This window comes from Algiphilus sp. (assembly GCF_023145115.1).
Taxonomy (GTDB): domain Bacteria; phylum Pseudomonadota; class Gammaproteobacteria; order Nevskiales; family Nevskiaceae; genus Algiphilus.
The window spans coordinates 139,271-163,433 of record NZ_JAGLEJ010000024.1 but is presented as its reverse complement, the minus strand read 5'-3'; the positions used below and the strand labels follow the sequence as shown (position 1 = coordinate 163,433).

Annotated in this window: 41 protein-coding genes; 38 read left to right on the top strand and 3 right to left on the bottom strand. The window is 67.7% G+C overall.

What is annotated here, in order from left to right; all coding sequences use genetic code 11:
* The 38 genes from tuf to KAH28_RS08755 all read left to right on the top strand — a co-directional run.
* Positions 1-914: elongation factor Tu (gene tuf, locus KAH28_RS08940; RefSeq protein WP_290575800.1), on the top strand; the 914-nt coding region annotated here is incomplete at its 5' end.
* Positions 915-972: 58 nt separating this feature from the next.
* The gene (rpsJ, locus tag KAH28_RS08935) at positions 973-1,290 is read left to right on the top strand and encodes a 30S ribosomal protein S10 (RefSeq protein ID WP_043768409.1); all 318 of its coding nucleotides are present in this window, start codon (positions 973-975) and stop codon (positions 1,288-1,290) included.
* A 20-nt stretch (positions 1,291-1,310) separates the two neighbouring features.
* A complete protein-coding gene (rplC, locus tag KAH28_RS08930) occupies positions 1,311-1,949 on the top strand; it encodes a 50S ribosomal protein L3 (protein ID WP_290575798.1) in 639 nt (212 codons plus the stop codon).
* Between the two features lie 23 nt (positions 1,950-1,972).
* Positions 1,973-2,575 (top strand): 50S ribosomal protein L4, encoded by a 603-nt coding sequence (gene rplD / locus KAH28_RS08925; RefSeq protein ID WP_290575797.1) that lies wholly within the window; start codon positions 1,973-1,975, stop codon positions 2,573-2,575.
* Positions 2,572-2,871, top strand: a complete 300-nt coding sequence (gene rplW / locus KAH28_RS08920; protein WP_290575795.1) for a 50S ribosomal protein L23 — start codon at positions 2,572-2,574, stop codon at positions 2,869-2,871. The genes rplD and rplW overlap by 4 nt, the downstream gene beginning before the upstream one ends.
* Positions 2,872-2,879: 8 nt before the next feature.
* Positions 2,880-3,719 carry a 50S ribosomal protein L2 gene (gene rplB / locus KAH28_RS08915; RefSeq protein WP_290575793.1) on the top strand — a complete coding sequence of 280 codons (840 nt, stop codon included), beginning with the start codon at positions 2,880-2,882 and terminating at the stop codon, positions 3,717-3,719.
* Between the two features lie 13 nt (positions 3,720-3,732).
* Positions 3,733-4,005 (top strand): 30S ribosomal protein S19, encoded by a 273-nt coding sequence (gene rpsS / locus KAH28_RS08910; RefSeq protein WP_290575791.1) that lies wholly within the window; start codon positions 3,733-3,735, stop codon positions 4,003-4,005.
* 2 nt (positions 4,006-4,007) lie between these two features.
* Positions 4,008-4,340 (top strand): 50S ribosomal protein L22, encoded by a 333-nt coding sequence (gene rplV, locus KAH28_RS08905; RefSeq protein ID WP_290575789.1) that lies wholly within the window; start codon positions 4,008-4,010, stop codon positions 4,338-4,340.
* 17 nt (positions 4,341-4,357) lie between these two features.
* Positions 4,358-5,032, top strand: coding sequence for a 30S ribosomal protein S3 (gene rpsC, locus KAH28_RS08900; RefSeq protein ID WP_290575787.1), 675 nt, complete (start codon positions 4,358-4,360; stop codon positions 5,030-5,032).
* Positions 5,033-5,046: 14 nt separating this feature from the next.
* Positions 5,047-5,460 carry a 50S ribosomal protein L16 gene (rplP, locus tag KAH28_RS08895; protein WP_290575785.1) on the top strand — a complete coding sequence of 138 codons (414 nt, stop codon included), beginning with the start codon at positions 5,047-5,049 and terminating at the stop codon, positions 5,458-5,460.
* Positions 5,460-5,660, top strand: a complete 201-nt coding sequence (gene rpmC / locus KAH28_RS08890) for a 50S ribosomal protein L29 (protein WP_290575783.1) — start codon at positions 5,460-5,462, stop codon at positions 5,658-5,660. Before rplP ends, rpmC begins: the two co-directional genes overlap by 1 nt.
* A 12-nt stretch (positions 5,661-5,672) precedes the next feature.
* Positions 5,673-5,963 (top strand): 30S ribosomal protein S17, encoded by a 291-nt coding sequence (gene rpsQ / locus KAH28_RS08885; protein ID WP_290575781.1) that lies wholly within the window; start codon positions 5,673-5,675, stop codon positions 5,961-5,963.
* 10 nt (positions 5,964-5,973) lie between these two features.
* The gene (rplN, locus tag KAH28_RS08880; RefSeq protein ID WP_290575779.1) at positions 5,974-6,339 is read left to right on the top strand and encodes a 50S ribosomal protein L14; all 366 of its coding nucleotides are present in this window, start codon (positions 5,974-5,976) and stop codon (positions 6,337-6,339) included.
* Between the two features lie 20 nt (positions 6,340-6,359).
* Positions 6,360-6,686 (top strand): 50S ribosomal protein L24, encoded by a 327-nt coding sequence (gene rplX, locus KAH28_RS08875; protein WP_290575777.1) that lies wholly within the window; start codon positions 6,360-6,362, stop codon positions 6,684-6,686.
* Between the two features lie 19 nt (positions 6,687-6,705).
* Complete coding sequence (gene rplE, locus KAH28_RS08870; protein WP_366918160.1) at positions 6,706-7,242, top strand: 50S ribosomal protein L5; 537 nt, start codon at positions 6,706-6,708, stop codon at positions 7,240-7,242.
* 15 nt (positions 7,243-7,257) lie between these two features.
* Positions 7,258-7,563 (top strand): 30S ribosomal protein S14, encoded by a 306-nt coding sequence (gene rpsN, locus KAH28_RS08865; RefSeq protein ID WP_290575773.1) that lies wholly within the window; start codon positions 7,258-7,260, stop codon positions 7,561-7,563.
* Between the two features lie 10 nt (positions 7,564-7,573).
* Positions 7,574-7,969 (top strand): 30S ribosomal protein S8, encoded by a 396-nt coding sequence (rpsH, locus tag KAH28_RS08860; RefSeq protein WP_290575771.1) that lies wholly within the window; start codon positions 7,574-7,576, stop codon positions 7,967-7,969.
* Between the two features lie 39 nt (positions 7,970-8,008).
* Positions 8,009-8,539: a 50S ribosomal protein L6 gene (gene rplF / locus KAH28_RS08855; RefSeq protein ID WP_290575769.1), complete on the top strand. Its 531-nt coding sequence runs from the start codon at positions 8,009-8,011 to the stop codon at positions 8,537-8,539.
* An 18-nt stretch (positions 8,540-8,557) separates the two neighbouring features.
* A complete protein-coding gene (gene rplR, locus KAH28_RS08850; protein WP_290575767.1) occupies positions 8,558-8,917 on the top strand; it encodes a 50S ribosomal protein L18 in 360 nt (119 codons plus the stop codon).
* A gap of 3 nt (positions 8,918-8,920) precedes the next feature.
* Positions 8,921-9,457, top strand: coding sequence for a 30S ribosomal protein S5 (gene rpsE, locus KAH28_RS08845; RefSeq protein ID WP_290575765.1), 537 nt, complete (start codon positions 8,921-8,923; stop codon positions 9,455-9,457).
* Positions 9,450-9,638 carry a 50S ribosomal protein L30 gene (gene rpmD / locus KAH28_RS08840; protein ID WP_290575763.1) on the top strand — a complete coding sequence of 63 codons (189 nt, stop codon included), beginning with the start codon at positions 9,450-9,452 and terminating at the stop codon, positions 9,636-9,638. Before rpsE ends, rpmD begins: the two co-directional genes overlap by 8 nt.
* Positions 9,639-9,723: 85 nt before the next feature.
* A complete protein-coding gene (rplO, locus tag KAH28_RS08835) occupies positions 9,724-10,170 on the top strand; it encodes a 50S ribosomal protein L15 (protein ID WP_290575761.1) in 447 nt (148 codons plus the stop codon).
* An 82-nt stretch (positions 10,171-10,252) separates the two neighbouring features.
* On the top strand, positions 10,253-11,560 hold the full coding sequence (secY, locus tag KAH28_RS08830; RefSeq protein WP_290575802.1) for a preprotein translocase subunit SecY: 1,308 nt from the start codon (positions 10,253-10,255) through the stop codon (positions 11,558-11,560).
* Between the two features lie 24 nt (positions 11,561-11,584).
* The gene (gene rpmJ, locus KAH28_RS08825) at positions 11,585-11,698 is read left to right on the top strand and encodes a 50S ribosomal protein L36 (protein WP_290575759.1); all 114 of its coding nucleotides are present in this window, start codon (positions 11,585-11,587) and stop codon (positions 11,696-11,698) included.
* Between the two features lie 333 nt (positions 11,699-12,031).
* The gene (rpsM, locus tag KAH28_RS08820; protein ID WP_290575757.1) at positions 12,032-12,397 is read left to right on the top strand and encodes a 30S ribosomal protein S13; all 366 of its coding nucleotides are present in this window, start codon (positions 12,032-12,034) and stop codon (positions 12,395-12,397) included.
* Positions 12,398-12,422: 25 nt separating this feature from the next.
* The gene (rpsK, locus tag KAH28_RS08815) at positions 12,423-12,818 is read left to right on the top strand and encodes a 30S ribosomal protein S11 (RefSeq protein WP_290575755.1); all 396 of its coding nucleotides are present in this window, start codon (positions 12,423-12,425) and stop codon (positions 12,816-12,818) included.
* A 12-nt stretch (positions 12,819-12,830) separates the two neighbouring features.
* Entirely contained in the window at positions 12,831-13,454 is a 624-nt protein-coding gene (gene rpsD / locus KAH28_RS08810; RefSeq protein WP_290575753.1) for a 30S ribosomal protein S4, read from the top strand.
* 72 nt (positions 13,455-13,526) lie between these two features.
* A complete protein-coding gene (rpoA, locus tag KAH28_RS08805) occupies positions 13,527-14,504 on the top strand; it encodes a DNA-directed RNA polymerase subunit alpha (RefSeq protein WP_290575751.1) in 978 nt (325 codons plus the stop codon).
* A 22-nt stretch (positions 14,505-14,526) separates the two neighbouring features.
* Positions 14,527-14,949, top strand: coding sequence for a 50S ribosomal protein L17 (gene rplQ, locus KAH28_RS08800; protein WP_290575749.1), 423 nt, complete (start codon positions 14,527-14,529; stop codon positions 14,947-14,949).
* 73 nt (positions 14,950-15,022) lie between these two features.
* Complete coding sequence (gene holA / locus KAH28_RS08795; protein WP_290575747.1) at positions 15,023-16,063, top strand: DNA polymerase III subunit delta; 1,041 nt, start codon at positions 15,023-15,025, stop codon at positions 16,061-16,063.
* Positions 16,064-16,065: 2 nt separating this feature from the next.
* On the top strand, positions 16,066-17,346 hold the full coding sequence (locus KAH28_RS08790) for a glutamate-5-semialdehyde dehydrogenase (protein WP_290575745.1): 1,281 nt from the start codon (positions 16,066-16,068) through the stop codon (positions 17,344-17,346).
* An 18-nt stretch (positions 17,347-17,364) separates the two neighbouring features.
* The gene (gene nadD, locus KAH28_RS08785; protein ID WP_290575743.1) at positions 17,365-17,994 is read left to right on the top strand and encodes a nicotinate (nicotinamide) nucleotide adenylyltransferase; all 630 of its coding nucleotides are present in this window, start codon (positions 17,365-17,367) and stop codon (positions 17,992-17,994) included.
* Between the two features lie 3 nt (positions 17,995-17,997).
* Positions 17,998-18,345 carry a ribosome silencing factor gene (rsfS, locus tag KAH28_RS08780; RefSeq protein WP_290575741.1) on the top strand — a complete coding sequence of 116 codons (348 nt, stop codon included), beginning with the start codon at positions 17,998-18,000 and terminating at the stop codon, positions 18,343-18,345.
* Positions 18,346-18,351: 6 nt separating this feature from the next.
* Positions 18,352-18,822 carry a 23S rRNA (pseudouridine(1915)-N(3))-methyltransferase RlmH gene (gene rlmH / locus KAH28_RS08775; protein WP_290575739.1) on the top strand — a complete coding sequence of 157 codons (471 nt, stop codon included), beginning with the start codon at positions 18,352-18,354 and terminating at the stop codon, positions 18,820-18,822.
* Positions 18,823-18,903: 81 nt separating this feature from the next.
* Complete coding sequence (locus KAH28_RS08770) at positions 18,904-19,479, top strand: cytochrome b (RefSeq protein WP_290575737.1); 576 nt, start codon at positions 18,904-18,906, stop codon at positions 19,477-19,479.
* Entirely contained in the window at positions 19,476-20,048 is a 573-nt protein-coding gene (locus KAH28_RS08765) for a YceI family protein (protein ID WP_290575735.1), read from the top strand. The genes KAH28_RS08770 and KAH28_RS08765 overlap by 4 nt, the downstream gene beginning before the upstream one ends.
* 58 nt (positions 20,049-20,106) lie before the next feature.
* Positions 20,107-20,694, top strand: coding sequence for a YceI family protein (locus tag KAH28_RS08760; protein WP_290575733.1), 588 nt, complete (start codon positions 20,107-20,109; stop codon positions 20,692-20,694).
* Between the two features lie 58 nt (positions 20,695-20,752).
* Positions 20,753-22,066, top strand: a complete 1,314-nt coding sequence (locus KAH28_RS08755) for a hypothetical protein (protein ID WP_290575731.1) — start codon at positions 20,753-20,755, stop codon at positions 22,064-22,066.
* Positions 22,067-22,088: 22 nt separating this feature from the next.
* On the opposite strand, the gene KAH28_RS08750 is transcribed toward KAH28_RS08755, so the two are convergent.
* The 3 genes from KAH28_RS08750 to KAH28_RS08740 form a co-directional block, all read right to left on the bottom strand.
* On the bottom strand, positions 22,089-22,556 hold the full coding sequence (locus KAH28_RS08750; RefSeq protein WP_290575729.1) for a hypothetical protein: 468 nt from the start codon (positions 22,554-22,556) through the stop codon (positions 22,089-22,091).
* A 218-nt stretch (positions 22,557-22,774) separates the two neighbouring features.
* Positions 22,775-23,737, bottom strand: a complete 963-nt coding sequence (locus KAH28_RS08745; RefSeq protein WP_290575727.1) for a hypothetical protein — start codon at positions 23,735-23,737, stop codon at positions 22,775-22,777.
* A gap of 30 nt (positions 23,738-23,767) precedes the next feature.
* Positions 23,768-23,959 carry a hypothetical protein gene (locus KAH28_RS08740; protein ID WP_290575725.1) on the bottom strand — a complete coding sequence of 64 codons (192 nt, stop codon included), beginning with the start codon at positions 23,957-23,959 and terminating at the stop codon, positions 23,768-23,770.
* Between the last annotated feature and the right edge of the window lie 204 nt (positions 23,960-24,163).

Sequence of the window (24,163 nt, the reverse complement as noted above, 5' to 3'; positions counted from 1 at the left end):
TCACGGGCGCGGCGCAGATGGACGGAGCGATTCTGGTGGTGTCGGCTGCTGACGGCCCGATGCCGCAGACGCGGGAGCACATTCTTCTGGCGCGTCAGGTGGGCGTGCCGTACATCGTGGTCTTCCTGAACAAGGCGGACATGGTGGACGACGCGGAGCTGCTCGAGCTGGTGGAGATGGAGGTCCGTGATCTTCTGAACCAGTACGACTTCCCTGGCGACGAGACGCCGATCGTGACGGGTTCGGCGCTGAAGGCGCTGGACGGTGACGAGGGCGAGCACGGCTCGCAGGCGATCGACAAGCTGATCGAGGCGCTGGACGCGTTCATTCCGGAGCCGGAGCGCGCGATTGACGGCGCCTTCCTGATGCCGGTGGAGGACGTGTTCTCGATCTCGGGCCGCGGCACGGTGGCGACGGGGCGCGTGGAGCGCGGCGTGGTGAAGGTCGGCGAGGAGATCGAGATCGTCGGCATCAAGGCGACCACCAAGACGACGGTGACGGGCGTCGAGATGTTCCGCAAGCTGCTGGACCAGGGCGAGGCGGGGGACAACATCGGCGTTCTGCTGCGCGGCACGAAGCGCGAGGACATTGAGCGCGGCCAGGTGCTGTGCAAGCCGGGCTCGATCAAGCCGCACACGCAGTTCGAGTGCGAGGTGTACATCCTGAAGAAGGAAGAGGGCGGCCGTCACACGCCGTTCTTTGCGGGCTACCGCCCGCAGTTCTACTTCCGGACGACGGACGTGACCGGCAACGTGACGCTGCCGGAAGGCGCGGAGATGGTGATGCCGGGCGACAACGTCAATCTGAAGGTGGAGCTGATTGCGCCGATCGCGATGGAGGAGGGTCTGCGCTTCGCCATCCGCGAGGGCGGCCGCACCGTCGGCGCCGGCGTGGTGGCAAAGATCATCGCCTGAAGCGGCGGGGCACGACCCCATCCGTTTCCTGTTCTTTCAATAACCGAGTCCAGTAAGCATGGCCGCAGCTAGCCAATCGATACGCATCCGGCTCAAAGCCTTCGATCATCGTCTGATCGACCGGTCGGCGCGTGAAATCGTGGAAACCGCCAAGCGCACCGGTGCGCTTGTGCGCGGTCCCATCCCGCTTCCGACCCGCCGCGAGCGCTACACGATCCTGGTGTCGCCGCACGTCTACAAGGACGCGCGTGACCAGTACGAGATCCGTACGCACAAGCGGCTCATGCAGATCGTCGATCCCACCGAGAAGACCGTGGACGCGCTGTCCAAGCTGGATCTTCCGGCGGGCGTCGAAGTCCAGATCAAGCTCGGCTGAGGCGCACGGGAGCGATAGAGATGAGTATCGGAATCGTGGGCATCAAGCGCGGCATGACGCGGATCTTCACCGACGCCGGTGCGTCGGTGCCGGTCACCGTGATCGAGTGCGAGCCCAACCGCATCACCTGCATCAAGACCGCGGAGACGGACGGCTATCGCGCCATCCAGGTCACGGTCGGCGAGGCCAAGCCGCAGCGCCTGAGCAAGGCCGAGCTGGGGCACTTCAAGGCCTCCGGGGTCGCGCCGGGCAAGGGGCTGTGGGAAATGCGTCTCGAGGACGGCGAGGACGAGGGCCTCGAGCCGGGTACCGAGATCCGGGTCGACCGCTTCAGCGAGGTCAAGACCGTTGACGTGCGCGGCACGAGCATCGGCAAGGGCTTCGCCGGCACCGTCAAGCGCTGGGGCTTCGGCGGCGGCCGTGCGACCCACGGCGCTTCGCTGTCGCATCGCACGCCGGGCTCGATCGGTCAGAACCAGTCGCCGGGCCGCGTGTTCAAGGGCAAGAAGATGTCCGGTCAGATGGGCAACGAGCGGGTCACGACCCTCAACCTGGACGTGGTGCGCGTGGACGCCGAGCGCAACCTGCTGCTGGTCAAGGGCGCGGTGCCGGGTGCCCGTGGCGGCACGGTCATTGTGCGCCCGAGTAATCGCGGCTGAACCGGACGCTGAAGGAAGCAATCATGGAATTGGCAATGAAGAGCGGCGGTAGCGCGGTGCAGGTGGCCGATGCCGTCTTTGCCGCGGAGTTCAACGAAGCGCTGGTACATCAGGTAGTGACCGCCTATCTCGCTGGCGGGCGCGCGGGCACCAAGGCCCAGAAGACGCGCTCGGAAGTCAGTGGCGGCGGCAAGAAGCCGTGGCGCCAGAAGGGTACCGGCCGCGCGCGGGCGGGCAGCATCCGCAGCCCGATCTGGCGCGGCGGCGGCGTGACCTTCGCGGCGCGTCCGCGCGACTTCGAGCAGAAGGTCAACCGCAAGATGTATCGCGGTGCGCTGCGCAGCATCCTCTCGGAGCTGGGCCGTCGCGAGCATCTGCTGGTGGTATCGGACATCGAGGCCTCGGGCAAGACCAAGGATCTGGCCGCGAAGCTGCGCGAGCTGGGCGCCGAGGATGCGCTGATCGTGGTCGAGACGGTCGAGCAGTCGCTGTTCCTCGCTGCGCGCAATCTGCCGGGCGTCTCGGTCGTGGATACCGACGCCGTCAACCCGGTCAGCCTGCTGGCCCACCAGAAGGTGGTGGTGACCGAGGCGGCCATCCGCAAGTTCGAGGCCTGGCTGTCATGAACGTCGATCGACTCCACCAGATCATCCGCGCGCCGCTGATCTCCGAAAAGAGCAACCGCGTCGCGGAGAATGACCAGCAGGTCGTCTTCAAGGTTGCGCGCGATGCCACCAAGCCGGAAATCCGCGAGGCGGTCGAGAAGCTGTTCGACGTCCGCGTCACCGGTGTGAGCACGCTCAACGTCAAGGGCAAGACCAAGCGCTTCGGCCGTTCGACCGGCCGACGCTCCGATTGGAAGAAGGCCTACGTGACCCTCGCCGAGGGGAGCGAGATCGACTTCCTCGGTTCAGCGAGCTAGAGGACATCATGGCTATCCAGAAGAGCAAGCCGACGTCGAACGGACGCCGCCACCAGGTCAAGGTCGTCAACAAGGACCTTCACCGGGGCGGGCCGCACGCGCCGCTGGTCGAGAAGCAGTCGCGCAGCGGCGGCCGCAACAACGCGGGTCGCATCACCACGCGTCATCGCGGGGGCGGCCACAAGCAGGCCTACCGCGTCGTCGACTTCAAGCGCGACAAGGACGGCGTGCCTGCGCGCGTCGAGCGCCTCGAGCACGATCCCAACCGGAGCGCGCATATCGCGCTGCTGGTCTATGCGGATGGCGAGCGGCGCTATATCATTGCGCCGCGCCACCTGAAGGTCGGCGATCAGGTGTTCAGTGGCGAGTCGGCGCCGATCAAGCCCGGCTGCTGCCTGCCGATGCGCAACATCCCGGTCGGCTCCACCGTTCACTGCATCGAGATGCGGCCCGGCAAGGGTGCCCAGATGGGGCGTTCGGCCGGCGCGGCGGTGCAGCTGGTGGCGCGTGAAGGTGCCTACGTCACGCTGCGCATGCGCTCCGGCGAGATGCGCAAGGTGCTTTCGGAGTGCCGTGCCGTCATCGGCGAAGTGGGCAACTCCGAGCACAGCCTGCGCGTGCTGGGCAAGGCCGGCGCCAAGCGCTGGAAGGGTGTCCGTCCGACCGTGCGCGGCACGGTGATGAACCCCGTCGACCATCCGCACGGCGGTGGCGAGGGACGTTCCGGGCAGGGCAACCCGCATCCGGTTTCGCCCTGGGGCGTTCCGACCAAGGGTTACAAGACGCGCTCCAACAAGCGCACCGACCAGTTCATCGTGCGCAAGCGCACGGCGAAGAAGAAGAAGTAACGAGGTATTCGAGATGCCACGTTCATTGAAGAAGGGACCATTCGTGGACCACCACCTGGCCAAGAAGGTCGACGAGGCGCAGTCATCGCGCGTCAAGCGGCCGATCAAGACCTGGTCGCGGCGCTCGATGGTGACGCCCGACATGGTCGGCCTGACCATGCAGGTGCACAACGGCCGGCAGCACATGCCGGTGTTCGTGACCGAGAACATGGTCGGGCACAAGCTCGGTGAGTTCGCTCCGACGCGGACCTTCAAGGGCCACGTCGCCGACAAGAAGGCACGCTGATCATGCAGACCCACTCCGTTTTGCGTTTCGCGCGGCTGTCGCCGCAGAAGGGGCGCCTGGTGGCCGACCAGGTCCGCGGCAAGCCCGTGGATCAGGCGCTGCAGGTGCTGCGCTTCTCGAACAAGAAGGCCGCAGGCGTGATCCGCAAGGTGCTCGAGTCCGCCATCGCCAACGCCGAGAACAACTTCGGCGCCGATGTCGACGAGCTGCGCATCTCCGAGATCATGGTCGATGCGGGCCCGCAGATTAAGCGCATGATGCCGCGCGCCAAGGGGCGCGCCGACCGCATCGTGAAGCCCACCAGTCACATCACGATTCGCGTCGCGGATCAGTAAGCGCAGGACGAGATTCCATGGGTCACAAGGTTCACCCCAACGGGTTCCGGCTCGGCATCACCACCAAGTGGACGTCGAACTGGTACGCCGAGCGCGAGACGTATCGCGACCAGCTCGCCACCGATCTCGAGGTGCGCGACTTCGTGCGCAAGCGCCTGGCCAAGGCATCGGTGTCGCGCGTGCAGATCGACCGGCCGTCGAAGTCGGCCCGTCTGACGATCCACACCGCGCGCCCGGGCATCGTGATCGGCAAGAAGGGCGAGGACATCGAGAAGCTCAAGCAGGACATTGCGGAGAAGATGGGCCTGCGCGCCGACGCCGTGCACGTCTCGGTCGAGGAGATCCGCAAGCCGGAGCTCGATGCCAACCTCATCGCCGAATCCGTCGCCCAGCAGCTCGAGCGCCGCATCATGTTCCGCCGCGCCATGAAGCGCTCGGTGCAGAACGCCATGCGCATCGGCGCGGGCGGCATCAAGATCCAGGTCTCGGGTCGTCTCAACGGCGCCGAGATTGCGCGCACCGAGTGGTACCGCGAGGGTCGTGTGCCGCTGCACACGCTGCGCGCCCACATCGACTACGGCTTCGCCGAGGCGCATACCACCTACGGGACCATCGGCGTCAAGGTCTGGGTATTCCACGGCGAGCAGTTCGAGGCCGAGAAGGCCGCCGAGCCGGCTGAAGCCACCAGCTAAGGAGACCGCCCGCCATGATGCAACCCAAGCGCACCAAGTTCCGCAAGCAGCAGAAGGGCCGCAACCGCGGCCTGGCGCAGCGCGGCAACAAGGTCTCGTTCGGTGAGTACGGTCTGAAGTGCATGGAGCACGGTCGGCTGACCGCGCGCCAGATCGAGGCCGCCCGTCGTGCCATCAACCGTCACGTCAAGCGCGGCGGCAAGCTGTGGATCCGGATATTCCCGGACGTCCCGGTCAGCGAGAAGCCCCTCGAAGTCCGTATGGGCAAGGGCAAGGGCAACGTCGAGTACTGGGCCGCCAAGGTACAGCCGGGCCGCATGCTCTACGAGATGGAGGGCATCTCGGAAGAGGTCGCGCGCGAGGCGTTCCGCCTGGCGGCGGCGAAGCTTCCCGTGAAGTGTGAATTCGTCAACCGGACGATCATGTGATGAAGAGCACCGATTACCTCAAGAGCCTGTCCGGCAAGGACGACGGCGCGTTGCGCGAGGAACTCGAGTCCCTGCGCAAGGAGCAGTTCAATCTGCGCATGCAGGCCGCGACCGGCCAGCTGACGCAGCATCACCGCGCCCGCGAGGTGCGGCGCAACATCGCGCGCGTCAAGACCATGATGCGCGCGGCCAAGGGTTAACGGACGAATACGATGTCGGAAGCGAATCAGGAAAGCAGCAGCATCGAGCGCCTCATCTACGGGTACGTCGTGTCCAACAAGATGGACAAGACGGCGACCGTGGTCATCGAGCGCCGCGTCAAGCACGGGCTGTACAACAAGTACATCCGTCGGTCGACGCGCATGAAGGTGCACGACGCCGACAACACCGCACGCGTGGGCGACCTCGTGTCGATCCGTTCGTGCCGTCCGGTCTCCCGCGACAAGCATTTCACCCTGGTCGAGGTGGTCGAGCGCGCCACCGACCTTTCCGCAGCCAGCTGAGGGCCCGAAGATGATTCAACAGGAATCCACTCTGCTGGCCGCCGACAACAGTGGCGCGAAGCTCGTGCAGGTGATCCGAGTGCGCGGCTCCACGGGTCGTCGCTACGCGCACATCGGCGATGTCGTGAAGGTCAGCGTCAAGGACGCCATCCCGCGCGGCAAGGTCAAGAAGGGCGAGGTGCACAACGCGGTGGTCGTGCGCACCCGTCATCCGGTGCGCCGTCCCGACGGGTCGGCCATCCGCTTTGACACCAACGCCGCGGTGCTGCTCGACAACAAGGGCGACCCCATCGGCACCCGCATCTTCGGGCCCGTGACCCGCGAGCTGCGTGAGAAGTACATGCGCATCATCTCGCTGGCACCCGAAGTGCTCTAGCGCCAGGCAGGTATCGAGTCATGAAGAGAATTCGCAAGGGCGACGACGTCGTCGTCACCACCGGCAAGGACAAGGGACGCCGCGGCACGGTGTCGCGCGTGGTCGATGACCAGCGCGTCGTGGTCGAGGGCGTCAACATCGCCAAGAAGCACCAGAAGCCGGATCCCAACGCCGGCGTGCCCGGCGGTGTCGTCGACAAGGAGATGCCGCTGCACATCTCCAACGTGATGCTCTGGAATCCCAAGGCCGAGAAGGGCGACCGGATCGGTTTCCGGGTCGAGGGCGAGGGCAGCGACGCGCGCAAGGTGCGCTACTTCAAGTCGAATGGTGAGGTGGTCGATGTCTGAGCAGGCCGCATCGAAGTCCGTGCCCAATCTGCAGGCGGCTTACCGCGACAAGATCCGCGGCGAGCTGCAGCAGCAGCTGGGCTGCAACATCCACGCGGTGCCCCGCGTGCTCAAGGTCACCCTGAACATGGGTGTCGGCGAAGCCGTGCGCGACCGCAAGGTGCTCGAGCACGCCGTGTCCGACCTGACCACGATCGCGGGTCAGAAGCCGGTGATCACCAAGGCGCGCAAGGCCATCGCGGGCTTCAACATCCGCGAGGAGTTCCCGATCGGCACCATGGTGACGCTGCGCGGGAGCCGCATGTACGAGTTCCTCGAGCGCCTGATCCATATCGGCATGCCGCGCATGCGCGACTTCCGGGGCATCCCGGCGCGCGGATTCGACGGCCGGGGCAACTTCAACTTCGGGATCAACGAGCAGATCATCTTCCCGGAGATCGATTACGACAAGGTCGACAAGATCCGTGGCATGAACATCACGATCACGACCTCCGCACGCAATGACGAGGAAGGCCGCATGCTGCTCGACGCCTTCGGCTTCCCCTTCCGCAAGTAAGAGCGACGAACAGGCATGGCAAAGAAAGGCATGGTCAACCGCGAGCGCAAGCGTCAGAAGCTCGTGGCCAAGTACGCGAACAAGCGTGCCGAGCTGAAGAACATCATCAGCAGCGAGAGCGCGAGCTTCGAGGACAAGCAGGCGGCGGTGGCCGCCCTGCAGAAGCTGCCGCGCGACTCCAGCCCGATCCGCGTGCGCAACCGCTGCGCCGTCACCGGCCGTCCCCGCGGCGTGTACCGGAAGTTCGGCCTGGGCCGCAACAAGCTGCGCGAGGCCGCCATGAACGGCGAAGTCCCGGGCCTGAAGAAGTCGAGCTGGTAGGAGCCGAATCATGAGCATGAACGACCCCATCAGCGACTTCCTCACCCGCATCCGCAACGGCCAGGCGGCGGGCAAGCGCAGCGTCACCGCGCCTGCCTCCAAGCTCAAGCTGCACATCGCGGAGGTGCTCAAGGCCGAGGGCTACATCTCCGACGTCGCCGTCAGCGGTGAGGGGGCAGAAGCCATCGTGACGGTGACGCTGAAGTACTTCGGCGGCAAGCCGGTCATCGAGCGCATCGAGCGCGCAAGCAAGCCGTCGCTGCGCATCTTCCGCGGCAAGGACGACCTGCCCAGCGTGCTGGGCGGCCTCGGCGTCGCCATTGTCTCGACCTCGCGCGGGCTGCGTACCGACCGCCAGGCGCGTGCCGAGGGGATCGGCGGGGAAGTCCTCTGCTACGTCGCCTGACGCGACGCTCATTCGTTCCTATTTCCGGGAAATCGCAACATGTACCGAGTCGCTAAAGCGCCGATCACGGTCCCCAAGGGGGTCGAGGTCACCATCAACGGCCGCGACGTGCAGGTCAAGGGCAGCAAGGCCACGCTGAACATGACTCTGAACGACGGTGTGGACGTCGAGCTCGAGGGCGACCAGCTGCGCGTCTCCAACGCCAGCGCCGAGAAGGATCCGGCGATGGCGGGCACCGTGCGCGCCAACATCAACAACATGGTCACCGGGGTCTCCAGCGGCTTCGAGCGCAAGCTGCAGCTTGTCGGCGTGGGCTACCGCGCGCAGGCGCAGGGCGCCAAGCTGAACCTCCAGCTGGGCTACTCGAACCCCATCGACTACGAACTGCCGGAGGGGGTCAGCGTGCAGACGCCGACCCAGACCGAGATCGTGCTCTCGGGCAGTGATCGCCAGGCCGTCGGGCAGGCCGCCGCGGAAATCCGCGCGCTGCGTCCGCCGGAACCGTACAAGGGCAAGGGCGTCCGCTATGAAGGCGAGCGCATTGTCATGAAGGAAGCCAAGAAGAAGTAGCGCCTCAGGATCAGAGCCATGCAAGCAAAGAAGATCAATCGCCAGCGCCGTGCGCGCAAGGCGCGCGCCAAGATCCGGCTCCAGGGGCACTACCGCCTCTGCATCAACCGGACGCCGCGCCATATCTACGCGCAGATCATCGCTCCCGATGCCTCGCGCACCGTGGCGGCGGCGGCAACCACCGAGAAGACCCTGGCCGAGGGGCTGGACGGCTCCACCGGCAATGTCGCGGCGGCCACGCGCGTGGGCGCGGAGATCGCCCGTCGGGCCAAGGAGCTCGGCATCACCTCGGTCGCCTTCGACCGCTCGGGATTCAAGTACCACGGTCGCGTGAAGGCGCTCGCCGACGCCGCCCGTGAAGCCGGACTGGAGTTTTAGGACATGGCCAAGCAGGACAACCAGTACGACAGCGGGCAGGGCAGTGATCTCGCCGAGAAGCTGATCACCATCAACCGCGTCTCCAAGACGGTGAAGGGCGGCAAGCAGTTCGCCTTCACCGCGCTCACCGTGGTGGGTGACGGTCAGGGCCGCGTCGGCTTCGGCTACGGCAAGGCGCGCGAGGTCCCGGTCGCCATTCAGAAGGCGATGGAGCGGGCGCGGAAGACCATGGTCAGCGTGGCGCTGTCCGGCGAGACCGTGCAGCACGCCATCGAGGGCAACCACGGCGCCACGCGCGTGCTGGTGCGCCCCGCGTCGAGCGGTACCGGCGTGATCGCAGGTGGTGCCATGCGCGCCGTCTTCGAGGTGGCCGGCGTGCAGAACGTGCTCGCCAAGAGCTACGGCTCGCGCAATCCGATCAACCTGGTGCGGGCGACCATCAACGCGCTGTCGGCCATGCACCTCCCCGAAGAGGTCGCGGCCAAGCGCGGCAAGACCGTCGAGGAGCTGCTGGGCACGGAGGCGACGACCCATGCCTGAGCAGAAGAAGATCCGCGTGACGCTGGTGCGCTCGCTTGCCGGTCGCCTCCAGCAGCACCGCAACAACGTCAACGGCCTCGGTCTGCGCAAGATCGGCGACAGCCGCGAGGTGATCGCGACGCCGGCGAACATGGGCATGGTCCGCAAGGCCGAGTTCCTGCTGCGCGTCGAGGAAGTCTGACACCGGGGTCCGGGCACCGGGCAGCGGCCTCTCCTCGAGGGTGCCGGGCGCCAGTTCCCCCCACTGCGTTTCTCTGGAATACGATATGAAGCTCAACGACATCCATCCCGCAGCCGGCTCCAAGACCGCGCGTAAGCGGCTCGGTCGCGGCATCGGCTCCGGTCTCGGCAAGACCGGCGGCCGCGGGCACAAGGGTCAGCACGCGCGCTCAGGCGGGTACCACAAGGTCGGCTTCGAGGGCGGCCAGATGCCGCTGCAGCGTCGTCTGCCCAAGCGCGGTTTCCGGTCGATGGCGGCCGGCGGCACCGCCGAGATCCGCCTTTCCGACATCGAGCGCTGCGGTCTGGAGAGCATCGACCTCGCCGCGCTGAAGGAAGCGGGCGTGGTGGCACGCGGCGCCGATCGCGCCAAGATCATCGCCACCGGCAGCATCAGCCGGAAGGTCACGATCAGCGGCGTCGGCGTGACCAAGGGTGCGCGCGCGGCCATCGAGGCCGCCGGCGGCAGTATCGCCGACGCGCCGGCCGCCTGAAGCCTCCCACCAACCGCAAGCTCCAGCAGTCCAGATCATGGCCCGCAAACAGCAGAACGCCGCCGGCGCCGCCACTCCCGGCATGAAGCCCGACCTGTCGAAGCTCGGCGAGGTGCGTTCGCGCCTGCTCTTCGTGCTGGGCGCGCTGGTGGTCTATCGCGTGGGCAGCTTCATTCCGGTGCCGGGGATCGACCCCGTGCAGCTGGCACAGCTCTTCGAGGCGCAGCGCGGGACCATCCTGGACATGTTCAACATGTTCTCGGGCGGTGCGCTGGAGCGCCTTTCGATCTTCGCCCTCGGTGTCATGCCGTACATCTCGGCGTCGATCATCATGCAGCTTCTCACTGCCGTGGTGCCGACTCTCAAGGAACTGCGCAAGGAAGGCGAGCAGGGGCGTAGGACGATCACCCGCTACACGCGCTACGGCACCCTGGTGCTGGCCGGCTTCCAGTCGATCGGCGCATCGGTCGCACTGCAGAACTCGGGCGTTGCCTTCCATCCCGGCATCGGGTTCATCTTCGTGGCCGCGGTCTCGCTGACCACGGGCACCATGTTTCTGGTGTGGCTCGGCGAGCAGGTCACCGAGCGCGGCATCGGCAACGGCATCTCGATCCTGATCTTCGCGGGCATCGTGGCCGGCCTGCCGTCGGCACTGGGGTCGATCGCGCAGCTCACGAGCGAGGGCGAGATGAGCGCCTTCCAGGTGCTGATCATCATGGTGCTCGCGGTGCTGGTCACCTGGTTCATCGTGTTCATGGAGCGCGCCCAGCGCCGGATCCCCGTGCAGCACGCGCGCCGCCAGCAGGGCCGCCGCGTGTTCGCCGCGCAGACCCAGCACCTGCCGCTGAAGGTCAACATGGCCGGCGTCATCCCGCCGATCTTCGCCTCCAGCATCATTCTGTTCCCGGCATCGATGATCCGCTTCTTCGGCGAGGCCGGGTCGGGAACCATGGGCGCCATTGCGAACACGCTCTCGCCGGGGCAGCCGGTCTACATCCTGCTCTACGCGAGCATGATCATCTTCTTCTGCTTCTTCTACACGGCGCTGGTGTTCGATTCCAAGGACACCGCCGACAACCTCAAGCGCTCCGGCGCCTTCATTCCCGGGATCCGGCCCGGCGTGCAGACGGGGCAGTACATCGACACCGTGCTCACGCGCATCACCGTGGTGGGGGCGGCGTACATCACCGCCATCTGCCTGATGCCGGAGATTCTCTATTCGCAGTGGAGCGTGCCTTTCTACTTCGGTGGTACGTCGCTGCTCATCGTCGTGGTGGTTTCCATGGACTTCATGTCGCAGCTCCAGGCGCACCTGATGTCCCACCAGTACGACAGCGTCCTCAAGAAAGCCAACCTCAAGTCCATCGGCCGCGCCGGCAGCGTTCGCTGACCGGTCAGCAGCAGGAAGTCCGCCATGAAAGTCCGCGCATCCGTCAAGAAGATCTGCCGCAACTGCAAGATCATCCGCCGCAACGGCTCCGTTCGCGTCATCTGCACCGACGCCCGCCACAAGCAGCGGCAGGGGTGAGCGAGATTTTTGTGTCCAGTGAACACAAAAATCTCGCGAACGCCGCGGCCAGGACGGTCGCGGCAGGGTCACTTAGCGAGCACAGGAAGTGCGAGCTTAGTGACCGCGGCGGCCGCATGCACCAGGTTGCCCCGCGGAGCGCCAGCAGCGCCCGCCGGGCATTGCGCATCGCCACTGTGACAATCGAGCACGGAGCGCTCAACGCCCGCGAACGCCGGCTCGCATCCGGCGCTGCATTGCGTTGCCGGCCCGCCGGATTTTGATTTCCGACATATTTCGTTTACAATCCCGCGCCTTTTTCGGCGCCGCTGATTCTTCAGGAGCACCCTAGGCATGGCCCGTATAGCTGGCATCAATGTCCCGGCCAACAAGCACACCGTGATCGCGCTTCAGTCGATCTACGGTATCGGCAACACGCGTGCCCGCGCCATCTGCGTCGCGGCCGGTGTCGATCCGACCCAGCAGGTCAAGCAGCTCACCGAGGCCGAGCTGGAGCTGCTGCGCTCGGAGGTCGGGAAGTACTCCGTCGAGGGTGACCTCCGCCGCGAGATCTCGATGAACATCAAGCGCCTGGTCGATCTGGGCTGCTACCGCGGCCTGCGCCACAAGCGCGGCCTGCCGGTGCGCGGTCAGCGCACCCGCACCAACGCCCGTACCCGCAAGGGCCCGCGCCGCGCCATCGCCGGCAAGAAGAAGTAAGCCTCAGGAACCAGAGTCCGCATTCATGGCAAGTCCGAACACTGCGAGCAGCAAGCGCAAGCGCGTCAAGAAGAACATCACCGATGGTGTCGCGCATGTGCATGCCAGCTTCAACAACACCATCATTCTGATCTCCGACCGCCAGGGCAATGCGCTGGCATGGTGCACCGCCGGTGCCTGCGGGTTCCGCGGTTCCCGCAAGTCCACGCCCTTCGCGGCGCAGGTTGCGGCGGAGCGCGCCGGTCAGGGTGCCGCCGAGCACGGCGTGAAGAATCTCGAGGTGTTCGTTAACGGCCCGGGTCCGGGTCGCGAGTCGGCGGTGCGTGCGCTGAACTCGGCCGGCTTCAAGATCACCAACATCACCGACGTGACGCCGATCCCGCACAACGGCTGCCGCCCGCCCAAGCGTCGTCGCGTTTAAGGATATTCGTCTATGGCCAAGTACACCGGACCCAAGTGCAAGCAGTCCCGTCGTGCCGGGACCGACCTGCTGACCAAGGGGCGCGGTCGCTCGCTCGATACCAAGTGCAAGCTCGACACCCCGCCCGGCCAGCAGGGCGGTGCGCGTCGCCAGCGCCTGTCCGACTATGCCGTGCAGCTGCGCGAGAAGCAGAAGCTGCGCCACATGTACGGCGTGCTCGAGAAGCAGTTCCGGAACTACTACCTCAAGGCGCAGCAGCGCAAGGGCTCGACCGGCGTGCTGCTCCTGCAGATGCTGGAGTCGCGTCTCGACAACGTCGTGTACCGCATGGGCTTCGGTGCCACACGCGCCGAGGCTCGTCAGCTGGTCAATCACAAGGCGATCAGCGTCAACGGCGTGACCGTCAACATCCCGTCGTACCAGGTGCGTGAGGGCGATGTGGTCGAGGTCCGCGAGAAGGCGCGCAAGCAGTCGCGGATCGCCGAGTCGCTGTCCATCGCCGCCCAGATCGGCTTCCCGGACTGGGTGCAGGTCGACGAGAAGGGCCTCAAGGGCACCTTCAAGGCCGCACCGGAGCGCGACCAGATTCTGCCCGACATCAACGAGAACCTCGTCGTCGAGCTTTACTCCAAGTAGTAGCCGCCGAAGTTCGGTCGGTCATCCCCGTCGGGGGATTCATTCGAAGTTTTCGCGAGGTGGTACGCGTCCATGCAGGGTCAAGTTTCCGATTTGCTCAAGCCCCGTAACATCAATGTCGAGGCCGTCAGCGCCTATCGCGCGCGCGTCTCGCTCGAACCGATGGAGCGCGGCTACGGTCATACGCTGGGCAACGCGCTGCGCCGTATTCTGCTGTCGTCGATTCCGGGCGCGGCCGTCACCGAGGTCCAGATCGAGGGCGTCGTGCACGAGTACGCCGCGCTCGAGGGTGTGCAGGAGGACGTCATCGACATCCTGCTGAACATCAAGAATCTGGCGCTGCGCCTGAATGCCCGTGACGAGGCCACCCTGACGCTGAAGAAGTCCGGGAACGGCCCGGTGACGGCAGCCGACATCGCGCTGGATCACGATGTCGAGCTGATCAACCCCGAGCTCGAGATCGCCAACCTCACCGGCGGCACCCTGGAGATGACCCTCCACGTGACCCGCGGTCGCGGCTATCAGCCGGTGACACAGCGCCAGGAAGACGATGACGGTGCGGTGATCGGCCAGCTGCGGCTGGATGCGAGCTACAGCCCGGTCCGTCGCGCCAGCTACAGTGTCGAGCGTGCCCGCGTCGAGCAGCGCACCGACCTCGACAAGCTGGTGCTGGACGTCGACACCAACGGCTGCATCGATCCGGCCGAGGCCGTCCGGCTCGCCGCCCGCATCCTGCGCGAGCAGCTCGCGGTGTTCGTCGACCTCGAAGGCGAGGCCGAGGAAGCGGCCGAGTCGCAGCGCAAGGAAGTCAACCCGCTCCTGCTGCGCCCGATCGACGATCTCGAACTGACGGTGCGCTCGGCCAACTGTCTGAAGGCCGAGAGCATCTACTACATCGGTGATCTCGTGCAGCGCAAGGAGACCGAGCTGATGAAGACGCCCAATCTCGGCAAGAAGTCGCTGAACGAGATCAAGGACGCGCTCGCCAGCAAGGATCTCGAGCTCGGCATGACGCTCGAGAACTGGTCGCCGCCCAAGACCACCGCCTGAATCCCGCACCCGAGCAGACATCATGCGTCATAGAAAGGCCAACAAGCGCGTCGGTTTCCATACCGGCCACCACAACGCCAACCTCCAGAGCCTGAGCAACGCGCTGCTGCGGCACGAGATCATTCGTACCACGGTGACCCGTGCCAAGGTGCTGCGTCGTCACGCCGAGCCGCTGATCACGCGCGCCAAGACCGACAGCGTCGCCAACCGGCGGCTGGTCTTCTCGCGCCTCCGCGACCGCGAGATGGTCCAGAAGCTCTTCAACGAGATCGGTCCGCGTCACGCCTCGCGCCCCGGTGGGTATCTGCGCATCATCCGCTGCGGCTTCCGGCCCGGCGACAATGCGCCGATGGCCTACATCGAGCTGGTCGACCGCCTCGACGCCGCGTCCGGCGGCACCGCGCCGGAGCCGGCCACCGAGAGCGCCGAGACCGCCAGCGCCTGACCCGGCGGCAACAGCGCGATCATCGTGAAAGCCGGCGCTTGCGCCGGCTTTTTCGTTGTCCGACAGTATCGACATGCCCATCCGTCCCGATCAGCTCGATCGTGTCCTCGCCAGTGACGCCCGTCTGTGGGTTGTCGCGGGCGAGGAGCCGCTTGTGATCGAGGAGAGCGTCGACCGCGTCCGTGGCGCGCTGCGCGAGCGCGGATTCGCGACGCGCGAGCAGATGCAGGCCGACGGCCGCTTCGACTGGGATGCGCTGCACGCCGCCTGCGCGAGCCCCTCGCTGTTCGCCGAGCAGCGCATTCTCGAGCTGCGCGTGGACGGCCTGGACGCCAAGGCCGCCACGGCGCTGCAGGAGGCGTTCGACAATGCCGGCAGCGACACCGCCATCCTCGTCATCGCGGGCGCCATCGACGGCCGTGCGCGCAAGACCAAGTGGTACACAGCGCTCGAGGCAGCGGCGCAGCTGGTCTACGCGTGGCCGGTACGCGACGACGAGATGCCGTCCTGGATCGAGGCACGGCTGCGCCAGCGCGGGGTCCGGGCCCAGCGGGAATCCGTCGCCGCGATCGCCGCGTGCGCGGAGGGGCACCTGCTGGCCGCGGCCCAGATCGTCGACCAGCTCTGTGCACTGCACGGCGCCGATGCCGAGCCGCTCGACGCCGAGGCGGTCTGGGCGCTCGGTGCCGACATGGCGCGCTTCGATCCCTTCTCCCTGATGGATCGCGTGTTCGCCGGCGATGCCGCCGGGGCACTGCGCGCGGCGCGGGCCCTGCGGCGCGCCGGAACCGAGCTGCCCGCCATAACGGGCGGGCTCGCCTTCGTGCTGCGGCAGTGGCACGGCGCCCAGCGCGCCTTCGCGCGCAGTGGCGACACCCGGGCGGCTGCGCAGAGCGCGCGGGTCTTCGGCCCACGCGCCCGGCATCTCGAGCGCGCCCTGCAGCGCACGCGTCCCGGCCATGTCCAGGCGCTGCTGCGCTGGCTGAGCGAGATTGACACCGCCGCCAAGCAGGGCGCTGCGACGGCGGCCTGGGACGACCTGCTAACATGGACGAGCGTCGCAAGCGGCGCCGTTTCCCCCGGGTTCCTGCCCAAAGCGATATGGAAGAATTAGCCGTGGCCGCTGACAACGCCAGTGCCGTCGATGCCGTCCAGGATCAGATGCGCGCCGTTGGCGCGCGTGCGCGAAACGCCGCGCCCGCGATCGCGCGCGCCGACAGCGGCACCAAGAATGCCGCGCTGTTCGCGCTCGCGGACGCGCTGCTGGAGGGCGAGGAGCGCATCCTCGCCGCCAATGCCCGCGACATGAAGGCGGCGCGCGAGGGCGGCCTCGATGCCGCACTGACCGAGCGCCTCGAGCTCACCCCGGACCGTGTCGCGAACATGGCCGAGGGCGTGCGCCAGGTGGCCGAACTGCCCGATCCGATCGGCGCCATCAGCGAGCTCGTGCGCCGTCCTTCCGGCATCGAGGTGGGCCGCATGCGCGTGCCGCTCGGTGTCGTCGGGATCATCTACGAATCGCGGCCCAATGTGACCGCCGACGCCGCGGCCCTGTGCATCAAGAGCGGCAACGCCTGCGTGCTGCGTGGCGGCTCGGAGGCACTGGAATCCAATCGCGTCATCGGCGACATCATCCAGAAGGCGCTGCGGGCGGCCGGGCTGCCCGCCGAGGTCGCGCAGGTCGTGCAGGTGAGTGATCGCGCCGCCGTCGGCGCCATGCTCGCAATGCCCGAGTACGTCGATGTGCTGATCCCGCGTGGTGGTCGCAGCCTGGTCGCCTTCGTGTCCGAGCACGCCCGCATGCCGGTGATCAAGCATCTCGACGGCATCTGCCACGTCTACATCGATGCGGCGGCCGATGCGGAGAAGGCGATGGCCATCGCCGTCAACGCCAAGACCCAGCGTTTCGGAGTCTGCAATGCGGCGGAGACCCTGCTCGTGGATGCGGCCGTCGCCGACGCGTTTCTGCCCGATCTCGAGCGCCGGCTCGCGCCCTACGACATCGAACTGCGCGGGTGCGACCGCACCTGCGCAATCCTGCCCGGGATCGCTTCGGCGAGCGAGGAGGACTGGCGCACCGAGTATCTCGGCCCGATTCTCTCGGTGGCCGTCGTGGACGGCATCGAGGCCGCCATCGCGCACATCGCCCGCTACGGGTCGGGTCACACCGACGCCATCGTCACCGAGAACTACACCCGGGCGCGGCAGTTCCTGCGCGAGGTTGATTCCGGATCGGTCATGGTCAACGCCTCGACGCGGTTCGCCGACGGCTTCGAGTACGGTCTCGGTGCCGAGATCGGCATCAGCACCGACAAGTTCCATGCGCGCGGGCCGGTCGGCCTCGAAGGGCTGACCTCGCAGAAGTGGGTCGTCTATGGCGACGGCCAGGTCCGCTGACGGCATGCGCTGCTCCGGGTGATCGGCCTCTACGGCGGGACCTTCGCTCCCGTACACAACGGGCATATCCGTTTTGCGATCGAGGCACGCGAGCAGCTCGGCCTGGAGGCCGTGCACGTGCTGGTCGCGGCGCGTCCACCGCATCGCGATCAGCCGGCGATCGATGGCTGGCGCCGGCACGAATGGCTCCGTCAGGCGATCGGTGACGAGGCCGGACTCGTGGCGGACGACGACGAGCTGCGTCACGACGGCATTTCCTACACCGCCGACACGCTGGCGCGCGCGCGCGATCGCTTTCCCGGGCACACCTGCCTGTGGCTGGTCGGCGCCGATGCCTTCAACAAGCTGCATCGCTGGCACCAGTGGCAGCGCATATTCGAGCACGCGCACGTGGTGGTGGCCTCGCGTCCGGGACACCCTTTGTCGCCGGCGCCGGAAGTACGCGCCTATCCCCGGGTCGACGCCGACGGCCTGCGAGCACGTGCGCACGGCTGCTGGCACGCGCTGGCCATTCCGGAGCTGGATATCGCGTCCACCGCCATCCGCATGCGGATCCGCGCCGGCCGCAGCCTGCGCGGCGTGGTGCCGGACAGTCTGCTCCGGAGCCTCACCGAAACCGATCTCGCTGCTCTAGCCGCCATCGACTGATCCATGCCCGATTCGCTGGTAGAAACCGTGGTGGGTGCCCTGGAGGATCTCAAGGGTGAACAGATCACCAAGCTGCATGTCGCGCCGCTGACCACGGTCACCGACGACATGGTGCTGTGCACCGGCAGTTCGTCCCGGCACGTCCAGTCCCTCGCGCAGCGCGTGGTCGAGGATGCCAAGCGCAGCGGCGTGCAGCCGCGCGGCGTGGAGGGCATGAGTCGCGCCGAATGGGTGCTCGTCGATCTGGGCAGCGTCGTGGTCCACGTCATGCAGGCCCAGATGCGGGCGCTGTACCAGCTCGAGAAGCTCTGGGACCTCCCGCCCGACGCATCGGTCGAGAGCGGCGACTGAGGCACCGTGCGGATCCGGGTCATCGCCGTGGGTACCCGGCTCCCGCAGTGGGCGCAGGGGGCGGTCGACGAGTACGCCAAGCGCATGCCGCCCGAGTGCCGCGTCGAGGTCTGCCCGGTGGCCGCGGCCAGCCGCCCGCGCAAGCCCGACGTGCCACGCATGCTGCGCGACGAGGCTCAGCGCATGGAGGGGCTGCTGCTTCCCGGTGCCCTGCGCGTGGCGCTCGACGAGCGCGGCCGCGAGTGGCGGACCGCCGATCTCGCCGGGGCGCTGGGCGAATGGATCGCGGACAGCCGCGACGTCTGCATGCTAATCGGCGGAGCCGACGGGCTCATGCCGGAGCTGCGCGCACGTGCCGACTTCGCGCTCGCGCTGAGCCGACTGACGCTGCCGCATGCGCTCGCGCGCGTGGTGCTGGTGGAGGCGCTCTATCGCGCCTGGAGCCTGCACGCCGGGCATCCCTACCATCGCGCCTGATCTGCTACCTTCAAATCCACTGAATATCGACACGAGAAGCTTCCGCTTGTCGCCAGGGCAGGGCGGCTCTAGCCTCATGCCATGAATTCCAGCACGTCCCACCTCAGCGAGCGCTACGGGCCGGTCGCCCAGTCACTGCACTGGCTGACCGCGGCGGGCCTGGTCGGCGCCTTCGCGATCGGCCTGATCATGGTGGAGATGGCGTTCTCGCCCCAGCAGCTCAGGATGTATTCGTGGCACAAGTGGCTGGGCGTGTCGCTGTGGGCGCTGGTGCTGGTGCGGCTGGCCTGGCGGTGGTGGCGGTCGCCGCCGCCGTTGCCGGCTACCACGGCGCCGTGGCAGCGGCATGCGGCGGCCCTGACCCACTGGGGGCTGTACGCCCTGCTGATCCTGATTCCGGTGAGCGGCTGGCTGATGAGCTCGGCCAAGGGCTTCAGCACGGTGCTCTACGGCGTCTTCCCGCTGCCTGATGCCCTGGCGCGCGACGAGGCGCTTGGCGACCGGCTCGCGGATCTGCACTGGGTGCTCAACAAGACGCTGCTCGCGCTCATCGCGCTGCACGTGGCGGCCGCACTGAAGCACCACTTCATCGACCGCGACGGCCTGCTCTGGCGCATGGTGCCGGGTCGTCGCACCATCGGAGCACGCAACCCATGACCGGCATCCTCCCGCTGGCGCGCCTGGGCGCATTCATCGTCGCGATCGCGGCAGCCGCACCGGTGGCGGCGCAGAAGCCGCTGGCCATCGATCACGACGCCAGTCGCGTCGGATTCGAGGCCACCCAGATGGGTGTGACCGTCGAGGGCGGATTCTCGGACTGGGACGCCGAGCTCCGCATCGACGAGGCCGATCCGGCCGCGAGCACCGCACGCGTCGTCGTGCGCACGGCCTCGATCGACGCCGGCCACGGCGATACCAATGCCGAAGTCAAGCGCGGGAACTGGCTGGCCGTGGAACAGTTTCCCGAGGCGGTCTTCGAGTCGACCTCGGTGACGCGTCGCGACGACGGCACCTGGCTCGCGACCGGCGCGCTGCGCATCCGCGATCAGACCGAAACCGTCGAGGTGCCCTTCACGGTCGACAAGGGTGCCGACGGCGCACGCCGCATCACCGGCTCGTTCACCATCAAGCGCGCGACCTTCAACGTCGGCGGCGGCGCCTGGGGCGATTTCGATGTGGTCGCCAACGAAGTGCGCGTCACCTTCGATCTGCACGCACGGGTCTGACCACCCGGCGCGCCCTTTCCACCGCCAACCCGCTTCCCACCCGCACAGGAGTCACACCATGCAACGTCTGCTCGCAGCCGGGTTCGCCGGCGCCGTACTGTCCGTCACCGCCGTCGGCGCCCAAGCCGCCGAATACGAGATCGATCCCACCCATACCTTTGCGCACTTCGAGATCAGCCACCTCGGGCTCAGCCATTTCACCGGCCGCTTCGAGGATATCGACGGCACCGTGACCTTCGATGCCGAGGCCGGTACCGGCAGCGCCGACATCGTCATCGATGCGAGCTCGGTGAGCACCGGCGTCGCCGATCTCGACGAGCATCTGCGCAACGAGGACTTCTTCCACGTCGAGAAGTATCCCGAGATCCGCTTCAGTGGTGACGACTTCGAAGTCTCCGAAGGCAAGATCATGGCGGTGACCGGCGAACTGACGCTGCTCGGCGAGACCAAGCCGGTGACGCTCAAGTTCAGCAACTTCAACTGCATCGAGCACCCCATGCGCAAGGTCCCGGCCTGTGGCGGCAATGCGGTGACGCGCATCATGCGCAGCGCCTTCGGCATGGATGCCTATGTCCCGGCCGTGGGGGACGAGGTGAAGCTGAGCATCGAGGTCGAGGCCTTCAAGCCGAAGGAAGGCGAAGGCTGATCCGCCTCCCGGACGACGCGGCCGGGGCACGCGCCCGGCCGCGTCAGGGTGCCCGGCCATGACGCAGACCGCGACGCCGGAACCGGTCGACAGCGTCTACGCCATGGTGAGTGGCGATGATGACGTCGAGCGCATCTGCTCGACGATCCCCGACAGTGCCTGCCGGCATGCACCCCGCAACTACCTGCTGAATCTCGCCAACGGTGCGGCGACCAAGCTCGCCGAGCAGCTCGCCGGGCCGAGGCTGGCGCTGCCCTGGCTGCTGGCGGCCCACGGGGCGCCCGCCGTCGCGGTCAGTGCCCTGATGCCGATCAAGCAGGCCGCCAGTCTGCTTCCGCAGCTGCTGATGGCCGGGGCCGTGCGTGCGCGGCCGGTGCGCAAGTGGTTGTGGGTGGCCGCGGGCTGCACGCAGGCGGGGTCTCTCATCCTCATGCTCGCCGCGGTGCTGACGCTGCCGCCGGTGGCGATGGCGGCGAGCGTGCTCGCCCTGCTGGCGCTGTTCTCCGCGGCCAGCGGGCTGGCGTCGCTGGCATTCCAGGATGTCATCGCCAAGACCGTCGGCAAGGGCGTGCGCGGCAACCTCCTTGCCAATCGCGCCATGGCGGGCGGTCTGCTCGCCTTCGGCGCGGGCCTGCTCATGCAGTTCGCGCTGGACGGAGCGGCGACGACCTGGCTCGTGGTCGCGCTGCTGGGGGGCGGTGCGCTGCTCTGGCTCGCAGCGGCGGCCTCCCTCGCGTTGACGGTGGAGGCACCCGGTGCCACCGACGGCGGCCGCAACCCGATCGACGAGACGCGGGCAGGTATCGCCCTGGTGCGCTCGGCACCGGGCTACCGCCGTTATCTCGCGACCCGGTTCCTGCTGCTTCCCGTCGAGCTCGCGGCGCCGCTGTTCGTGCTCGCCGCGCAGGATGCCGGCGGCGGCGCGCTGCTCGGACTGATCCTGGCGGCGATGGCGCTGGCGGACATATTCAGCAGTCGGCTCTGGGGCGACATGGCCGACCGCGCCCCGGGAAGGGTGCTGGCCCTCGCGGGCGCGGCGGGGGCGGCAGCCGCCGTCGGCATGCTGCTGCTCGTTGCCGCAGCGCAGACGCCGGACTGGCTGCACGCGATGCCCTTCGCACTGCTCGGCGTCGCCGAGTCGGGTGTCAGGCTCGGCCGCAAGACGTGGCTGGTCGACGCCTGCGGCGACGGGGAGCGTGCAACCGCGGTGGCTTTCGGCAACACGCTCACCGGTATCGCGGCCCTGCTCTTCGTCGCGATCGGCGCCCTGGGCATGGCGAGCGGCGCCGCGCCGCTCGCGGCCGTCGCGCTGCTGGCGGTGCTGGGTGGCGTCCTGGCGCTGAGACTGCCTGCGACGCTGGGCACGCGCTGACGAGCCCCGCCCCGCACGCCGATCAGGCGAAGGTGCAGGCGCCGGGGTCGAACTTGTGGAGGATCACCTCGGCTCCGGCCGGATGCTGGTCGCCGGCGAGCAGCGCGCTCCAGAAATCGCGGTCCAGTTGTGCGCTCAGGTGCAGGTAGCGACAGGCGGCGATCAGGCCCGGCTGGTCCCAGACCGCCCCCGGTCGGCGCGATCCGCGGATGCCGTAGTGATCCTCCAGCGCGAAGAAGCTGAGCTTCTCGCCCTGCGTCCAGCGGTCGCTCAGGAAGGCGAGCAGTTCGCGAAGGGGGGCCTCGCGGACCGTGAAGCACGCCTCGAAGGGTGGATGCCAGGACGCCGTCCCGTGCAGAAGCGGATACACCGCCGCCCACCATGCGTAGGCGTAGCTGCTGCCGACGTTCTGTTCCGACGACGCGCTGGTGAACAGCGAGAGGATCTGAAAGCGCTGCACGCCGAAAAGCATGCGCTCGGTGGGTTCCATGCACATCTCCTGCGATGGACGGGCCCGGCGCTGCAGTCGCGCGACAGCAGGGCGAGGGACCGAAGGATGTCCGGGGTTCGGGTATCCGGCGTCGGTGCACGGGACCGCCGGCAGCGTCGCGCAGCGGTTCCGGGATGGTGCCGCCAGCGGCACCGTCTGGCAAGTCCGCGATTCGTCGGGGAGGGCGGTGCCGCTCGTCGTCGGGATGTCACCCGCGCTCAGTGCGGGCGCGTGTCTCCGCCCGCCGCGTGCAGCAGCCGCAGGTTGTAGCGCGTGATCTGGGCGAGGGGCGGATAGGCAAAGACACCGTTCTCGGGCAGGGCGGTGGTGGCGGCAGCGGTGACCAGCGCCGTGAAGAAGGTCTCGTTGTCGTTGCTGGCGCGCAGCATGATGTCGTCCGGTGCATCGGCGCGCAGCCCCTGCAGGAAGTCCAGCAGCGCTTCGATGCGCATCCGCGCTGCCGCCTGGTCCGCCGAGAGCGTCTGCCGGGCGTGCTCCACCGGATGCAGGTCACGGGTGACGATGGCGGTGATGCGCCCGTCCTTCTGCAGCGAGGCGACCGGCTGCTGCACATCGGCACTTCCTGCCTGCGCGGCCGCGACATAGCGCAGGAAATCGTCGTGGAAACGGTCGGGCCGCATCACCGGGCACAGGGCCGGTGTACCGCCGAGCTGGGCGGCGGCGTCGACGTGCGCGAGCATGGTGCGCAGTTCCATGAGCCCGCGACCGCCGAGCAGCTCGTCCTCGCTGCGCAGGCCGTCGTAGAGGCGGTAGATGGCACGCGCCAGCGCCTGATGCAGCGGTTCGCGATCGCCCTCTGAGACGGTGATGGCATCGGCAAGGGCTTCGGCGCGCGACAGCCACTCTGCGGCATCGTGGCGCGCGGCGAGATCGGGCGCCAGCGCGCTCAGCGCATCGAGCACGTCGTCGGCGTGCGGCTCGGCGAAGCGCTCCTGCAGCCCGAACCGCAGGCCACGGTGGGCAGCCAGCGCCGCGCGCGTGATCAGCCAGAGCCCGCAGCCACGGTCGTCACCGGATCGAAGGACTGCGCCCAGCGCGTCCTCGGCAGCGTCGTCGCCCTCCACGAGCACGCCGTCCAGGTCGGTGTAGACCTGCCGCGTCAGTTCGGCCGCGAAGTCGTGCGGATGGACTTCGTCGCCGGGCTCGTCGGAAACGCTCAAGGTGTGCTCCGCGCAGCGGGATCGGGTGGTTCAGAGGTCGCGATCGGGCAGGAAGTCACGAAGAAAGGTATCGGCGTCGATGGCGGAGAGCGTCACGCTGTCCAGGGAACAGGCGTCAGCATCATAGGATACCGCGCCCACCACCCAGCGACGGGCGTCCTCGTCCCACTCCATGTCGCAGCCGTTCTCGGCAGCCAGGCGGATGGCCTCGGCGACATCCATGCGCGGATTCCGCGGTTCATGCCGGATAGCGGCAGCGTAGTGCCGGCTCCGGGTCGACGGCAAGCCGCGGCCGCACGCTGACCCGTCGGCGTCCATCAACGGGCGCCGCCGTGTCGCGCTTGCGCGGCGTCGCGCACTGCGACCGCCTTCACGGTGTCCGCGCGGGCCGGGGTACGCATCACCGCGACATGCGCGAAAATGACG

Coding starts and splice junctions, on each gene's coding strand:
- rpsJ (WP_043768409.1), top strand. CDS start 973: ATGGCCGCAGCTAGCCAATCGATACGCATCCGGCTCAAAGCCTTCGAT.
- rplC (WP_290575798.1), top strand. CDS start 1,311: ATGAGTATCGGAATCGTGGGCATCAAGCGCGGCATGACGCGGATCTTC.
- rplD (WP_290575797.1), top strand. CDS start 1,973: ATGGAATTGGCAATGAAGAGCGGCGGTAGCGCGGTGCAGGTGGCCGAT.
- rplW (WP_290575795.1), top strand. CDS start 2,572: ATGAACGTCGATCGACTCCACCAGATCATCCGCGCGCCGCTGATCTCC.
- rplB (WP_290575793.1), top strand. CDS start 2,880: ATGGCTATCCAGAAGAGCAAGCCGACGTCGAACGGACGCCGCCACCAG.
- rpsS (WP_290575791.1), top strand. CDS start 3,733: ATGCCACGTTCATTGAAGAAGGGACCATTCGTGGACCACCACCTGGCC.
- rplV (WP_290575789.1), top strand. CDS start 4,008: ATGCAGACCCACTCCGTTTTGCGTTTCGCGCGGCTGTCGCCGCAGAAG.
- rpsC (WP_290575787.1), top strand. CDS start 4,358: ATGGGTCACAAGGTTCACCCCAACGGGTTCCGGCTCGGCATCACCACC.
- rplP (WP_290575785.1), top strand. CDS start 5,047: ATGATGCAACCCAAGCGCACCAAGTTCCGCAAGCAGCAGAAGGGCCGC.
- rpmC (WP_290575783.1), top strand. CDS start 5,460: ATGAAGAGCACCGATTACCTCAAGAGCCTGTCCGGCAAGGACGACGGC.
- rpsQ (WP_290575781.1), top strand. CDS start 5,673: ATGTCGGAAGCGAATCAGGAAAGCAGCAGCATCGAGCGCCTCATCTAC.
- rplN (WP_290575779.1), top strand. CDS start 5,974: ATGATTCAACAGGAATCCACTCTGCTGGCCGCCGACAACAGTGGCGCG.
- rplX (WP_290575777.1), top strand. CDS start 6,360: ATGAAGAGAATTCGCAAGGGCGACGACGTCGTCGTCACCACCGGCAAG.
- rpsN (WP_290575773.1), top strand. CDS start 7,258: ATGGCAAAGAAAGGCATGGTCAACCGCGAGCGCAAGCGTCAGAAGCTC.
- rpsH (WP_290575771.1), top strand. CDS start 7,574: ATGAGCATGAACGACCCCATCAGCGACTTCCTCACCCGCATCCGCAAC.
- rplF (WP_290575769.1), top strand. CDS start 8,009: ATGTACCGAGTCGCTAAAGCGCCGATCACGGTCCCCAAGGGGGTCGAG.
- rplR (WP_290575767.1), top strand. CDS start 8,558: ATGCAAGCAAAGAAGATCAATCGCCAGCGCCGTGCGCGCAAGGCGCGC.
- rpsE (WP_290575765.1), top strand. CDS start 8,921: ATGGCCAAGCAGGACAACCAGTACGACAGCGGGCAGGGCAGTGATCTC.
- rpmD (WP_290575763.1), top strand. CDS start 9,450: ATGCCTGAGCAGAAGAAGATCCGCGTGACGCTGGTGCGCTCGCTTGCC.
- rplO (WP_290575761.1), top strand. CDS start 9,724: ATGAAGCTCAACGACATCCATCCCGCAGCCGGCTCCAAGACCGCGCGT.
- secY (WP_290575802.1), top strand. CDS start 10,253: ATGAAGCCCGACCTGTCGAAGCTCGGCGAGGTGCGTTCGCGCCTGCTC.
- rpmJ (WP_290575759.1), top strand. CDS start 11,585: ATGAAAGTCCGCGCATCCGTCAAGAAGATCTGCCGCAACTGCAAGATC.
- rpsM (WP_290575757.1), top strand. CDS start 12,032: ATGGCCCGTATAGCTGGCATCAATGTCCCGGCCAACAAGCACACCGTG.
- rpsK (WP_290575755.1), top strand. CDS start 12,423: ATGGCAAGTCCGAACACTGCGAGCAGCAAGCGCAAGCGCGTCAAGAAG.
- rpsD (WP_290575753.1), top strand. CDS start 12,831: ATGGCCAAGTACACCGGACCCAAGTGCAAGCAGTCCCGTCGTGCCGGG.
- rpoA (WP_290575751.1), top strand. CDS start 13,527: ATGCAGGGTCAAGTTTCCGATTTGCTCAAGCCCCGTAACATCAATGTC.
- rplQ (WP_290575749.1), top strand. CDS start 14,527: ATGCGTCATAGAAAGGCCAACAAGCGCGTCGGTTTCCATACCGGCCAC.
- holA (WP_290575747.1), top strand. CDS start 15,023: ATGCCCATCCGTCCCGATCAGCTCGATCGTGTCCTCGCCAGTGACGCC.
- rsfS (WP_290575741.1), top strand. CDS start 17,998: ATGCCCGATTCGCTGGTAGAAACCGTGGTGGGTGCCCTGGAGGATCTC.
- KAH28_RS08770 (WP_290575737.1), top strand. CDS start 18,904: ATGAATTCCAGCACGTCCCACCTCAGCGAGCGCTACGGGCCGGTCGCC.
- KAH28_RS08765 (WP_290575735.1), top strand. CDS start 19,476: ATGACCGGCATCCTCCCGCTGGCGCGCCTGGGCGCATTCATCGTCGCG.
- KAH28_RS08760 (WP_290575733.1), top strand. CDS start 20,107: ATGCAACGTCTGCTCGCAGCCGGGTTCGCCGGCGCCGTACTGTCCGTC.
- KAH28_RS08755 (WP_290575731.1), top strand. CDS start 20,753: ATGACGCAGACCGCGACGCCGGAACCGGTCGACAGCGTCTACGCCATG.
- KAH28_RS08750 (WP_290575729.1), bottom strand. CDS start 22,556: ATGGAACCCACCGAGCGCATGCTTTTCGGCGTGCAGCGCTTTCAGATC.
- KAH28_RS08740 (WP_290575725.1), bottom strand. CDS start 23,959: ATGGATGTCGCCGAGGCCATCCGCCTGGCTGCCGAGAACGGCTGCGAC.